The 13,662-nt window shown below is 49.0% G+C and carries 13 protein-coding genes; 4 read left to right on the forward strand and 9 right to left on the reverse strand.

All coding sequences use genetic code 11. The features are described from left to right. Nucleotides 1-16: 16 nt before the first annotated feature. A complete protein-coding gene (locus B5D63_RS22930; RefSeq protein ID WP_078671164.1) occupies nucleotides 17-388 on the forward strand; it encodes a winged helix-turn-helix transcriptional regulator in 372 nt (123 codons plus the stop codon). Here B5D63_RS22930 and B5D63_RS22935 read toward each other — a convergent pair. The 3 genes from B5D63_RS22935 to B5D63_RS22945 form a co-directional block, all read right to left on the reverse strand. Further along, the gene (locus B5D63_RS22935) at nucleotides 385-885 is read right to left on the reverse strand and encodes a DUF2004 domain-containing protein (protein ID WP_159456122.1); all 501 of its coding nucleotides are present in this window, start codon (nucleotides 883-885) and stop codon (nucleotides 385-387) included. The genes B5D63_RS22930 and B5D63_RS22935 overlap by 4 nt on opposite strands. Before the next feature lies 1 nt (nucleotide 886). Continuing rightward, entirely contained in the window at nucleotides 887-1,672 is a 786-nt protein-coding gene (locus B5D63_RS22940; RefSeq protein ID WP_078671166.1) for a hypothetical protein, read from the reverse strand. Nucleotides 1,673-1,733: 61 nt separating this feature from the next. After that, complete coding sequence (locus tag B5D63_RS22945; protein ID WP_078671167.1) at nucleotides 1,734-2,159, reverse strand: c-type cytochrome; 426 nt, start codon at nucleotides 2,157-2,159, stop codon at nucleotides 1,734-1,736. A 79-nt stretch (nucleotides 2,160-2,238) separates the two neighbouring features. On the opposite strand from B5D63_RS22945, the gene B5D63_RS22950 reads away from it, so the two are divergent. Both B5D63_RS22950 and B5D63_RS22955 read left to right on the forward strand, forming a co-directional pair. After that, complete coding sequence (locus tag B5D63_RS22950) at nucleotides 2,239-3,150, forward strand: serine hydrolase (RefSeq protein WP_078671168.1); 912 nt, start codon at nucleotides 2,239-2,241, stop codon at nucleotides 3,148-3,150. Between the two features lie 120 nt (nucleotides 3,151-3,270). After that, nucleotides 3,271-4,074, forward strand: a complete 804-nt coding sequence (locus B5D63_RS22955) for a class I SAM-dependent methyltransferase (RefSeq protein WP_078671169.1) — start codon at nucleotides 3,271-3,273, stop codon at nucleotides 4,072-4,074. 66 nt (nucleotides 4,075-4,140) lie between these two features. Here the strand turns inward: B5D63_RS22955 and B5D63_RS22960 are convergent, their stop codons facing one another. Both B5D63_RS22960 and B5D63_RS22965 read right to left on the reverse strand, forming a co-directional pair. Further along, nucleotides 4,141-4,845, reverse strand: coding sequence for a LytR/AlgR family response regulator transcription factor (locus tag B5D63_RS22960; protein WP_078671170.1), 705 nt, complete (start codon nucleotides 4,843-4,845; stop codon nucleotides 4,141-4,143). Further along, nucleotides 4,842-5,873, reverse strand: coding sequence for a sensor histidine kinase (locus B5D63_RS22965; protein WP_078671171.1), 1,032 nt, complete (start codon nucleotides 5,871-5,873; stop codon nucleotides 4,842-4,844). Before B5D63_RS22965 ends, B5D63_RS22960 begins: the two co-directional genes overlap by 4 nt. A 226-nt stretch (nucleotides 5,874-6,099) precedes the next feature. Here B5D63_RS22965 and B5D63_RS22970 point away from each other — a divergent pair, with 226 nt between their 5' ends. Continuing rightward, nucleotides 6,100-6,993: an alpha/beta fold hydrolase gene (locus B5D63_RS22970; protein ID WP_078671172.1), complete on the forward strand. Its 894-nt coding sequence runs from the start codon at nucleotides 6,100-6,102 to the stop codon at nucleotides 6,991-6,993. 116 nt (nucleotides 6,994-7,109) lie between these two features. Here the strand turns inward: B5D63_RS22970 and B5D63_RS22975 are convergent, their stop codons facing one another. The 4 genes from B5D63_RS22975 to B5D63_RS22990 form a co-directional block, all read right to left on the reverse strand. Beyond that, nucleotides 7,110-7,451: a GIY-YIG nuclease family protein gene (locus B5D63_RS22975; protein ID WP_078671173.1), complete on the reverse strand. Its 342-nt coding sequence runs from the start codon at nucleotides 7,449-7,451 to the stop codon at nucleotides 7,110-7,112. After that, nucleotides 7,448-8,623, reverse strand: a complete 1,176-nt coding sequence (locus B5D63_RS22980) for a DGQHR domain-containing protein (protein WP_078671174.1) — start codon at nucleotides 8,621-8,623, stop codon at nucleotides 7,448-7,450. The genes B5D63_RS22975 and B5D63_RS22980 overlap by 4 nt, the downstream gene beginning before the upstream one ends. Before the next feature lie 75 nt (nucleotides 8,624-8,698). Continuing rightward, nucleotides 8,699-10,144, reverse strand: a complete 1,446-nt coding sequence (locus tag B5D63_RS22985; protein ID WP_078671175.1) for a rubredoxin — start codon at nucleotides 10,142-10,144, stop codon at nucleotides 8,699-8,701. 2 nt (nucleotides 10,145-10,146) lie between these two features. Further along, nucleotides 10,147-13,644 carry a nitrate reductase gene (locus B5D63_RS22990; protein ID WP_078671176.1) on the reverse strand — a complete coding sequence of 1,166 codons (3,498 nt, stop codon included), beginning with the start codon at nucleotides 13,642-13,644 and terminating at the stop codon, nucleotides 10,147-10,149. Nucleotides 13,645-13,662 lie beyond the last annotated feature (18 nt).

The following is a 13,662-nucleotide window of genomic DNA, read 5'->3' on the forward strand; positions in this document are numbered from 1 at the left end:
TACAAACATGTAAGTAATGGCAGCCAGAAAGCAAAACTCCACCTATAGCCGCAATGAAAAATGCATCATCGACTGCGACCTTACCTTCGCCGTTTATATGCTGGGGGGCAGATGGAAACTCCTGATACTCGATAAGCTCGCGAAACGCAAAATGCGCTTCAGCGAGCTCAAAAAAGAATTTTCGTATATCACTGAACGTATGCTGACGTTGCAACTCCGGACCATGGAACAGGACGGACTGGTAAAACGGACCGTTTACGCGGAGGTACCGCCCCGGGTAGAATATGAGCTGACGGACACAGCACGTGAACTGGCGCCTATATTAAGTCAGCTTAGTGACTGGGGTGGCAAACAACGGAAAATAGCACAGCAGGGAACGGCCGTTTAGCTCTCCATGACGATTTCAATGATCTCGCGCGCTGCATCCCGTTTTACAACCAGCAACTGATCGCCTGACCATCCATCGATATCTGTCGTATAATCGAAAATAGCATAGCTGGTAGTCCCATATTTACCATCCGGGTAAAAACCCACTCGTCTTAATTTCAATTTAGATAGCAGGATAGCCGCTTTTTCCTGGTCACTGTTGGCACCTTCCACTAAGCTCGCCATGCGTTCTTCCTGTAATTCCTCGATATAAAAACGGAAATATTCCCGTGTCTCCCCTTCTCCAATTTCAAAATCCTGCTGAAGAGCTGCCCTGTTTTGCATATCCAGTTGTTCGATGCTGTTCAACCATTCTCCCAGCACCTCCGCATTATCCACCTCGATACGGGCGTACTCAAAATTTAAGTCAAGGTTAATACCAGCAGCGGTCGTAACGCTATAATATTCTTCCAGCTGTTCGCGATTGATTTCACCAAAATGGGGTAATGAATGTTGCATATTATTTCTTTTCAAGTTCTTTAATACGTGCATCCTGCTGCTGCAGTTGTTGCTGAAGCTGTGCTATCTGTTTGTTTTGAGCTATCAGATACAACGTCAGTTCTTCAATTTTTTTCATTTGCTGTTCCTGCATGGTGCCCAGATCGAGCCCGTCTTTCACAATTTCGGCCTCCGATGGAATATCCGGCAGGTGTTTTTTCTGTTGAATGTGTTTTTCAACAGCCTCCAATGATGGTAACACATAACCGGCATCAAATACATAATCTGCCCAACCTGTCGTGGTGACCTTCACCCTCATCGCTGTGATTGTCCCGGCTACCGATAACATTGACTGAGGATTTTTGGTCCCGATACCTACGTAACCATTAGCCGCTATGCGCATCCTTTCCAGAGAGGATGTGCCCAATACAATATTCTGGAACATATCAGGTACTACCGAATACCCCGACAGATCAATGAAAGTTTTGGTATTTACATGCGTACCGCCTCCGGCGCTTAATCTGAGCAGTCCGTCATCCATCTGCGAATGGTCCTTACTACGTCCACGGATTTCCCTTCCACCGGTTCCGGCTGTAACCGCAGGACGAGCTTCCGCGTTGTTCAGCCCTCCATTGATGGTCATTCCTCCATCCACTAACTGCAATTTGGTGACCCCATCATCCACCGTTCCAAGAACGATGCGTTGCGTGGTGGTTTTTCCTCTTGTTGTAACGGTCTCTAAAGTTTCCTGTGCATGTACAGTATAAGAAGTAATACTCAGTACAAAGGCAAACAAACATACTTTCATAGGTCATTTTTTGTGGTACTAAACTAATGATTTCCGCCGGAAAAATAATTTCTACCCTACATTATTTTGACGCCGCTACACGGATATACACTATCAAATTTCGTATATCCGACACCGTCATACTGTCCCTGAAATGATGATCGTAAGGATGCTCCCAATACCGGTGCAAAGCAATAGCATAAGCATCACCGGCCTCCCGGAGAGATTTGCTATCCTGTATATACCGGATAAAATATCGGGAAGAAGGTGACGGCATCCGGTCAAACAGCCGTACAAACATATAATTGTCCGTGACTTTTTTCTCCGGAGGAAGATGACATGCCGCACAATGCCGGAGAAACAAAGCTTCACCCCGCAGAAAGCCGGCGGCCAGTTTAATTTCGGTACTATCCCGTTCTACCGGCACCGGCGCCGGCGCCGTGGGATGGCAGGAGCTACCGGTCATCAGCCCGGTCATGATCAGCAGCAGAAAAAGGCAGGGACGCATACAGTAACAGATGTTACCAAAGGTACTTTTATTCCTCCGCTTTTCTTGCTATCTTTTGCCGTATCATTACAATACTCCTATGCGTAAATTTACTCTCCTCCCGTTACTGCTATGGCCAGTCCTCGCTTTTTCACAGCTGAAGAAAAAGCCGGACGCCCGGCTGCAGCAGGACTTGCAACAGATCGTCGCTAAATTCCAGGGCACCGCCGGCGTGTATGTGCAACAGTTACAGACAGGAGCATGGGCCGCTATCAATGCAGACACCCTCTTCCCTACCGCCAGCATCGTAAAAATCCCGCTACTGGTAGGCTTGTTCGACAAACTGGAGAAAGGAGAACTGGGCTATCACCAGACGCTGATATACCGCAACTCCGCCAAAATCGGCGGCTCCGGCCTGATGCAGTTTTTCAAAGACAGCTCCGAAACGGAAGTGAGCATTCTGGCCGCCCTGATGATGGCTTACAGCGATAATACCACTTCGCTCTGGAACCAGCAGCTGGCAGGCGGTGGCGCCGCCGTAAATGTACTGCTGGAAAAATACGGACTAAAAGATACCCGCGTCAATTCCCGCACACCCGGCCGGGAGGAGAACAGGAAAATATATGGCTGGGGCCAGACCACACCCCGCGAAATGGCTACACTGCTTGCTAAAATATTCCGGGGAGAAGTGATCAGCCGCGCTTCCAGCGAACGGATGTACCGCCTGATGACCAAAGGCTACTACGACGAACAGGCGCTTACCCAGATCCCGCCTTATGTGCAGGCTGCCGCCAAAACAGGCTCTGTCAATGAGTCACGCTCGGAAGTGGTGCTCGTCAACGCCCCCCACGGCGATTACGTTTTCTATATCGGCACCAAAAACATCAAAGACCAACGCTGGGTGGCCGAAAACGAAGCGGTAAACATGATTCGGGAAATTTCCGCCCTCCTCTGGAAACACTTCGAGCCCAAAAGCAAATGGACGCCCGTTTTCCGGACGGATAAATATTAAGAAACATTTAGCAGTCAAGATAATATTAAATATTTTTCCTTTATATAAATTGTACACGCAATCCATAGCCTGTAAACGGCTCGTCAAAAGTGAGTGATTCCATAAAACGCATAACAATACATGAAATTCGGCAAATTAACCCGCCCTGTAAAGAGGGCCTTTTTTGCGATGTCTTACTACAACAGAAGATATCCCCAGATTTTTAAATGGGTATTCAACTCAAAGGAAGACGCCAATTTTACCTATGATCTCACCGAAGGCAATATCCTTTACCTGGCGCAAACGCTGGCTGTTGTTACAGGAGAAGACCACCGCAAAATAGAAAGGTATATTCACGAAGCGCGCAACCATGCCCCTTTAAGGGAACATATCATCCGGGAATCCATGAAGTCCGTTTTCCGGAAAGTAGCGGACCCGCGTGCCGACTATGGCAAGCGCCTTGGCTGGTACGCCATGGCAAGGATCATGAAACCAAAGGTACTGGTGGAAACCGGCGTGGATAAAGGCCACGGCTCTGCCATACTGTGCGCGGCCCTGCTGGAAAATAAAAAAGAAGGCTACGAAGGCCGTTACTACGGCACAGATATTAACCCGGCCGCCGGAGCCCTGCTGGGAGGCGAATTCGCGACTATGGGAGAAATCCTGTACGGCGATTCTATCGAAAGCCTGAAAAAACTAAACCAGCCGATCGACCTGTTCATCAACGACAGTGATCACTCCGCTGAATATGAATACCGCGAATACCTGACGATCAAAGACATGATGGCACCCGGCGGCATCATCCTTGGAGACAATTCACACGTCACAGATAAACTGGCGGTGTTCTCTGCGGAAACCAACCGGAACTTTCTCTTCTTTCGGGAAGAACCACGCGATCACTGGTACCCCGGAGGCGGCATCGGCATCTCTTTTCCGAAGAAATAATGGCAAGCAATATTTAAAACGGAAAGCCCCGGCATCATGTCCGGGGCTTTCTGCTTTTAAACCGCTTTATTTCCTGATCAGGTGTTTATCGATCAGTTGCATCAGCTCTTCTTTGTACACCTTGCTGACGGGTATCTTATGCGCTCCGATCGTGATCTCATTGCCCGACAGCGACTGTATTTTATTCACCGCCACAATAAACGACTTCTGTATCCGCAGAAACCTGCCTGGCGGCAACTGTTCCTCTACCGATTTCATCGTTGCCAGCGTCATAAACTTACCCTGCCGTGTATTGATGGTGACATAGTTCTGCGTCCCCTCTATATAAAGGATATCATCATAATTTATTTTTTCATAGCTGTTATTACACCTGATAAAGAAAAAATCCACCTCCGGCGCCGGCGCATTTTTGGCAGTAAACATATCCCTCGCTCGGTTGACCGCCCGCAGGAAACGCTCCGGTGTAATAGGTTTTACCAGGTAATCCAGTACATTCAGCTCAAAGCCTTCCAACGCAAAATTGGGATACGCCGTGGTGATAATCACCAACGGCGGCGATGCCAGCCCTTTCAGGAAATCAATGCCGCGTATCCGCGGCATTTCAATATCAAGAAACATCAGGTCCACTTTTTCCCGCGACAACACCTGACTGGCCTCCATCGCATTACCACAGCCGGCCATGAGGTCCAGGAAACCGGTCTCCCTGACCAGCAGCTCCAATCCCTCCCGGGCCAGTGGCTCATCATCCACTATGATACAACGCAGATTCATATGATTTTTATGGTCAGTTTCACTTTAAAAACAGTATCACCCGGGGTGATCTGCAAATCATAATTCCCTTTATAGATCAGCTCCAGCCGGCGTTTCACATTCTCCAATCCAATACCGCCGGCACCATTCACCACCGGACGGCTCCCCACCGGCTCCACACTGTTTTCCACCTCCAGCAGAAAATGATCGTCATTGTAGTCCAAATGCAAACGGATATGATTATCCTGCCCGGTATAGGTAGACACATACTTAAAAGCATTCTCCACAAAAGGGATCAGCAACAACGGCGCAACAGGAAAATGCCGCACGTTCTCCCCTACCCGGTAATCCAGTTGTAACGCTTTCCCTTTCCGGAGCTTTTCCAGCTGTACGTAGTTGTTCAGGTAAACCACCTCCCGCTCCACGGGTATGGTTTCGGTGTTGCATTCGTACAACTGATACCGCAGCATGTCCGCAAAAGTAGCCAGGGTGCCGGCGGCCATCTCCTGGTCCTTACGGATCAGCACATAAATACTGTTGATGGCGTTAAACAGAAAATGCGGATTCATCTGTGATTTCAGAAACCGCAATTCATTTTCCGTCCGTTCCTTTTCCGTTTCCCGCTGATGTCTTTCCGCTGCCAGCTTCTCTTTGATGGTCTTGGCCGCGATAAACACAAAACAAACGTAAAAATTTGTCATAGCAGTGAAAACAGCAAGGGACAATACACTGCCCAGCTGCGCCTGCGGATGGTCTGCTTTTACCATCCATCGCATGAGCCAGGCGTTCAACAAAGACATGGCCAGCCACAAGGCCGAGGCAGACAATCCGAACCGCCAGTATTGCCTGCTGTGAAAATACCGCGGCATCAGCCAGTAGATAATGGCGTATACCAGCAAAGCCTGTAAAATCAGCCATATGCCATTGTTGCGCAGCGACTCCCATACAGACACATGGTAGGTATTGCACGTGGAATAGGTCCAGAAAGTAAGACTGAACGCCCAAAACAGGATATGTGCTCCTTTATATTTAGAAAAAAACAGTCGCATAAGTCCGGCAAAGTAGAAAGGTCAGGGTAAGTTAACAACATTTATTGACGAAAACAGGCTGTCCATGGATCAAATGCCCCCAGTAAGCATTTCCGGGCCGCCGGCGGCCAATATCCGCGGAAAGTGCTATTTCATCCCCGATAAAAGGCGTCTTGTCAAACTGATTTTTATGCTCCCTGCAGAATAAGTCATTTTGTGCCGGCATCAACCGATAAAACAACACTATATGATACCATTTTTCAAATACGTACCTGTCCGCATTTTCCTGCTCGTTTGCCTCTACATGGCCATGGTCAGCCCCGAAACCTATGCCCAGCATCCTTCCTTCGGCATCAGAAAAGAAGGGAAAGGCAAAGCCGTCATCCTCATCCCCGGCCTGTATTGCTCTGGCGAAGTGTGGGACAGGACCGTCGCCCAGTACCGCGACCACTACACCTGTTACGCACTGACACTGCCCGGCTTTGCCGGACAGCCTCCTATTAAGGCCGATAGTATGCTAACCACGATTACCCGTGAACTGGCCGGCTTTATCCGGGATAATAAACTGGAAAAACCCATCATCGTCGGCCATAGCCTGGGCGGCTGGGTAGCACTGCAGTTGGGCACCCTGTATCCTGACCTGCCGGGCAAACTGGTGGTTGTCAGCTCCGGACCGTTCCTGCCGGCATTTGCGATGGGTCCGGACGCCACCCCGCAACAAACACGGGAGATAGCCGCCACCATGCAGAAAAGCATGGCTACGCTCACGCCGGAACAGATACGCACCAACCAGCTGATGATACTTCCCAGCCTGATCACAGACAGCATCAACCGCGTACCGGTGACACAGATGGCCATGCGCAGCCACTCCCCCACGCAGGCACAGGTCATGTATGAGCTTTATACCCTCGACCTCCGCCAGCAGCTAAACCTGATCACCTGCCCCATACTGGTGCTGGCAGACTGGATAGGTTATAAAAACTACGGCGTCAGCCGCGACATGGTACTGGGCAACTATCGCACACAATACCAGAAAGCGCCGCAAGCGGTTATCTCCATGTCAGATGAAGCCAGGCACTTTATCATGACCGATCAACCGGAATGGTTCTTCAACCAGGTAGACACTTTTCTTCAACGATAACTGATACCCTGTAACTGTAACAGCCGTAATAAAAGCAGCAGCCGTCTCTTTCCGGACGGCTGCTGCTTTTATTCACAATGTTCACTAACAATATAATTACTTCCAATTATATATCATCAGCTTATAGGAGAATTTATCTTATTTAAGATCGGCAATCGTCCATGACTTGAAAGGTATTGATTCAACCATGTTCTTTCAAGTTTGGCCAAATTCTTAGGATTATAAATTGTAAAATAAAACCACACAGCCTTGCCATCTGGTGTAGGATTAATTTTCTGAGGATTATCTAAGTGTTGTTGAAACCTACTATTCAAATTCTCAGACAGTCCAATGTAAAGAATATCATCATCAAAGGTTGTCATAACATAACAACCTTTTTCTTTAGGTACTGACTTATAAGATGCTAATTTGAAATGTACCTTACTGTTGGGTTTTGGACTAAGTTTATCTATTTTCATAGCTCGATTTCTGTCCGCCTATCTGTTTTATAGAGCGCCTTAACCATCTCATTATGGATTACATTTATCGCACCTACATTAAGGAAACTTGCTTTGCCTCCTTTTACCCAAAACTCTGTATGCCCCACTCCTGCGTAATCACCTTCCATATTATCAAAAGTCTGATTCAACAATGTTTCCATTGTAGAAACCTTAAAATTTTGCATATTTATCATCTTATTGAAAAACGGAATCGAAAATTTACAAAAAAGTTCAACACCATTATACTTAAATAAAACAGTGGGCTCTTCAATACCTATAATGTTCGTTATCGCCCTCCAATAATTGAGAAAAATTTGATATTGCTTATCCTCCGCAGAAATAATTGTGGGATTACTGGCAACCAGCACATACTTTTTGATTGCTTTTACGAAGCTTTTTTGATTGACCGTCGCATCATTATTATCCTGATTTGCCATTTCAATCTTGTTATACCACGGACTATCCCTTTCCGAATTAAGAAAATCCACATATTTAAGTGCCTTTTCATCCTCTCCTTTTTCAACGGTTTTTAAGATCCACTTGGGTAAACTCGGAACATCTAAAACTTCCATAGCTTGCGTTAAACGAGCTTTTATTCTTTGTTCCACTCCCTGTTCAACACTTTTTTGTGTAGTGTTAACAATAAGGAAGTGACACATCTGTGCAATTTGGGAAAGGTTAATAGCAATATTCACAGCTACCTCAAACTCCAAAACTCTAGGATCTTTCTCGGCAGCCATTTTCAAACCTTCAACACGATGCTGACCATCAACTACACTAAAAGGGCCAACTTCATCAATATCGATTTCAACTGTGTTGTTACCTGCATTAAACGGAATATTTTTATGGGTAGCAATAAAAATACTTGTTGGCAGAAAGGCATCGTTAGTCTCTTGCCCGCCTATTATGTAATCTGCCAACTTTTTTGCCCTTGTCTTATTAAGTAACCTTTGGTAGCCCTTGTCTCTTGGGTCCTCTGGATCAAGTGTTTCCACACTATAAAAACCGGGAATAATTAAATCAGATACTTTTAAAGATGTTACATAAAGGGTCAACGCACCTTGTTTTACAAGCGCAGCCGGTCGTGTAATTTTTTTTGTCATTTTAATGGGGCTTAAAATATTATCACTTAAAGTATTAATATTTTGCAAATGAAAAAAAAATTTATATGCTTATCAGATAAAATTTTGAATTAAAGCACAAAACAAATAAAACTAAATCATATATCATATCACATCTGTTACCGCCACTTCGCGGAAGGTTTCCTTCTCCGCCTCACACACCGAACAACAATAACCGACCGGCAACTCCGCAAAAGGCGTCCCCGGCGGCACCTGCTGCCCCTCATCACCCACCGCCTCATCATATACCGTCAGGCAGGCCACACACTGATGTATCTTCCTTCCGCTGTCAACAGCCACCACCGGCAATTCCTGCGCTTTCACAAAATGCTGTAGCATGTCCGTCTCACTTTTCTGTTCATAAAACAACCTGCACAACGACGCCACATAAGGCCCCAGCTGTTCTTTGGACACATCTTCGCGGTAAGGTATCAGCGAAGAGGAATTAGCATTAAACCCCGCGGTATACAGAATATCATAACGCTGCATATATTTCAGTTTACTGCCATGACGGCTGGCCCTCCTCCGGATCACAATATTGCCGAACAGGCTTGTCTGCTCCTGCATCCGGATGCTGAAGCACAACCCGTAAGTACGCACGTCCGCAACATCGAAATGACGGATAATATGACGCTTGAGTATCAGCCCATCTTCACCATTGTCCTCCACCTGCCAGTTCAGTTCATTGGCGGCATGACGCACATTAATACCATACTTGCCCAGCAAATAATCCCAGAGATACCGGTGCCCGGGGTCAATATTTTTGATCACCAGCGATTTCCAGGGAGTACTGTACAGCTGCCCCGTACGGGTTTCCATACATAGGCGGCACACCTCTTTCAAAAAAGAAACGGGGAATGCTTCATCCCTCCGGTAAATACCCAGCCAATAGCTGTTCTCATGTTTGTTAAAACCCTCGTAGTAAGGCAGGTGAAAAGCCGGTAGTTCCGGCTCTCCGTCTTTTTCACGGAAAAGATACGGCAGGTGCGTTTTAATATCAGTAAATACCGCAGCGGGCGACTGCCCCCGCCGCAACAGTGTTTCCACCGCCCGGCTCACGGCCGCAATGCTGTTGGTATAAATCAGCTCCGGCCAGAGAAACAATTCCTGGCTGCCCGGTAAACGCAGGTACAAATGCCAGTAATGCACCGCACTGGAAGATACCCAGTTGATATGCCCCGTAAAAAGAGGAACAAATGTTTGTTTACTGTCGCAGATATTGATTTTTAAAGCAGGCAGATAATCAAACTGGTTAAAGATATCTTTATAGATACCCTCTACCAGCCAGGTATCATGCAAAAAAATACCCGCCGCAGGATAAGCGCTCAGGATATTGGGATGATCTGAAAGCATGATCTGGCGGTCATGACAACCGTCCCTAAAAGCCGCCAGCTGCTTATCCGGCACATCCAGCAGCAATTGCTGCCGCAGCCCAAAACGTACGTGCGTGACCGTTGCAGCGGCTGCAATGTCCAACAGCTCCAGCAACATCCCCGGAGGGATAATGCCACCCCTGAAATTAATTTGTATCGTATGTGTTTGTCTGGCCATAATTACGCCGGTATGGATACCGGAACCGCGAGGCTTTTTTCCAGTATTGCTTTTACTTCAGAACGACAGCTGCCGCAACCCATTCCCGCGCCGGAAGCCTGGCACAACGGTTGTAACTGATGACAGCCTGCCGCTATTTTCTCCTGTATATTCCCCTCTCCTACATTGCCACAGGAGCAGACAAGACGACCAATGACAGGTGCGCCTTTTTTCCCTGAACGTAACAACTCCAGCCGTTTGTCCGACAGCTCCATGCGTTGTTGTATCAGGTCGCGGAACTCCGGAAATTCGGATTTATCGCCGATCAGGATGGCACCTACGAGGCGGTCCTGGTGGATGATACATTTTTTGTAATACCTTTTGGCTTTATCGATAAAGACCACCTCTTCATAAGCCGGATCGTCGGGCGTTTCCACCATCCCCAGCGAACAGAAATCGGCGCCATGCATTTTGAGAATGTTCATCGACAACGACCCCTGGTAATAACTCCCGATATCCCCGTTCAGGAAGCGCGCCACTACTGCGGCCTGCTGTTCAGCCGCCGCTGTTATGCCGTACAGCATCCCTTTGAATGAGGCTATTTCGCCGATGGCGAAGATGTCCGGGTCTGCTGTCTGCAGGTACTCATTGACGATCACGCCACGGTCGCAGGGCAGCTGTATGGCTTGCGCCAGTTCTATATTAGGCGCTGTACCGATGGACATCACCACGGCCTGACAGGGAATATACCGCCCACTCTTCAGGTGGATGCCCTCCAGGTGGCCCTGTCCTGAGAAACGGTCCACTTCATCATTGTAGTAGATCTCGATGCCGCGGTCTGTCAGCTCCTGGTACAGCAGCTGACCACCCAGCGTGTCCAGCTGCCGGTCCATCAGCCGCGAGGTACGTTGCAACAGGCCCACGTCTATCTGCATTTCCTTCAGGGACGCTGCCAGCTCAATTCCCAGCAGCCCGCCTCCGATGATCATTACTTTCCCTTTCTGCGGACGGACATGCGCTTTAAAAGCGTCTGCATCGCGGCGGGTACGCATGGTAAAGATGCCGTCCAGCCCGGGCACATTCCTTAAAGTAGCGGCACGGCTGCCGGTGGCCAGTATCAGCACATCGTACGTATAGGTGTTACCGTTACTGTCCGTAACCGTTTTCCCCGGCCGGTCGATCGCCACAATGCTAACGCCTCTATGCAACGTAATGCGGGTGGCTTTTTCTTCGCTGTGCGTCATTTTCACCAGCTGCTTCCATGACTGGGCGCCGCTGATATAATCCGGCAGCATCACCCTGTTGTAGAATGGCTGATCTTCCTTACCAAAAACCACCAGCTCGTCGCGGGTGTTCATTTCCCGGTAGGATTTGACAAAGCCGCAGGCAGCAGCTCCGGCGCCGATGATCACGATTTTCTGTACCGGCTTGTTGTAACGCGTTACCTGTACCGCCGCGAACTTAAAATCAGGCTGTTTGGAAACGGGGTCCAGCCGTTTGCTGGTAAGGTTATTGGCCCGATGCAGGTCGTTGTTCAGTATTTTGCCCCAGTGCATGGGAAGAAACACCACTCCTTTTTTGATGGTATCACAACAGCGGGCTATCACACGCACCTCTCCCCGTTGATTCGTGACCGTTACCATGTCACCGTCGGCGATATCCCGCCCGGCGGCATCGTCGCGGTGTATCTCCAGGAAAGCGCTGTCAATATGTTGTTTCAGCTTGTTCACCTTACCGGTTTTGCTCATCGTATGCCATTGATCGCGAATACGCCCGGTGGTAAGAACAAGCGGCCATTCCGGCGTGAGCGGCTCCGAACGGTGATCGTCGCCGAAACTGTGTATCACGGCCCTGCCTTCGCCGGTATAAAAACGGTGATCGGTAAAAAGGCGGGGCGTTCCTTTTCCGTTGTGATAAGGCCACTGCACACTACGCTGCGCCCTCAGTATTTCATAATTCAGTCCGCTGATATCGATGTTGGTACCGGCCGTCAGTTGCACATGCTCCTTGTAGATGTCTTCCATAGAAGCATAATCAAAGCCTTTATAGCCCATCTTCTGCGCAAAGCGGCAAATGATTTCCGCATCGGGAAGCGCTTCCCCCGGCGCATCAGTGATCTTTCCGAGATAACTGATACGACGTTCGGCGTTGGTCATGGTACCTTCTTTTTCTGTCCATGCGGCAGCAGGCAGCACCACATCAGCATAACGCAGTGTTTCCGGCCGGGAGGAGATCTCCTGCACAACGACATATTTCGCCTTTTGCAGCGCGGCTTCTGCGAAACGCACGTCCGGCTGACTGACCAGCGGATTGGTACACATGATCCAGATAGCTTTCAACCGGCCGTCCTGCAATGCATCGAACATCTCTGTGGCGGTAAGGCCCGGTTTGGCGGAAATTTCTGTTCCGCCCCAGAACTGTTGCACCTCCCGGCGATGCGCGGGGTCACTCAACAGCCGGTGCGCCGGCAACAGGTTGGACAGTCCTCCTACTTCCCGGCCCCCCATAGCGTTCGGTTGACCCGTCAGCGAAAAAGGACCGCTGCCCGGCTTTCCGATATGTCCCGTAATCAGGTGCAGATTGATCAGGCTAAGGTTTTTATGCGTACCCGCGGCGCTCTGGTTCAGCCCCATCGTCCACAGCGACATAAAACCGTCTGCTTTGCCGATCCAGTCAGCCGCTTCATACAGCGCGCTGACTTCAACACCGCAAATAGCAGCGGCTTCCGTGATGCTGCGCTGCATGACGGAAGTCTCATATTTCAGGTAACCTTCTGTATGCGCTCCTATAAACCGCGCATCCACATCACCGTTTTCGATAAGGACCCTTCCTATTGCGTGATGCAGCACGATGTCCGTTCCCGGATTGATTTGCAGATGAAGATCTGCGATGCTGCAACTCTGCGTTACGCGTGGGTCGCTGACAATGATCTTCAGCTGTGGATTGGCCGCCTTGGCCGCTTCCACGCGCCGCCAGAGGATAGGATGACACCAGGCGGGGTTAGCGCCGGCCACCAAAATGCAGTCCGCTTTTTCAATATCTTCGTAGGTGCCCGGCACCGCGTCTTCTCCCAGCGCCATTTTATACGCCGCCACCGCACTGCTCATACAGAGCCGGGAATTGGTATCGATGTTATTGCTGCCAATAAATCCTTTGATCAGTTTGTTGACAACATAATATTCTTCCGTGAGACACTGTCCGGAGGCGTAGAAAGCCACTGCATCCGGTCCATATTTCTGTATGACGGATGCAAAGACCGCAGCAGTCCTTTCCAGTGCCTGGTCCCAGCTCACCCTTTGCCGTGGCAGGTTTCGATGGTACCGCATTTCCGGATACAGCAACCTGTCAGACGTGTCCATCACAGTATAATGCAGGTTCATACCTTTGGAACAAAGCATGCCCTTATTTACCGGATGGTCCGGATCGCCTTCCACCTGCAGCTTTCCCTGCCGGTCTTTATGTACCAGTATGCCGCATCCTACGCCGCAATAACAACAGGTCGTTTTAAGAGGGGACTGCATAGCTGCCGTTTTAAGTTT

It is taken from the genome of Chitinophaga eiseniae (genome assembly GCF_900167135.1).
GTDB lineage: Bacteria > Bacteroidota > Bacteroidia > Chitinophagales > Chitinophagaceae > Chitinophaga > Chitinophaga eiseniae.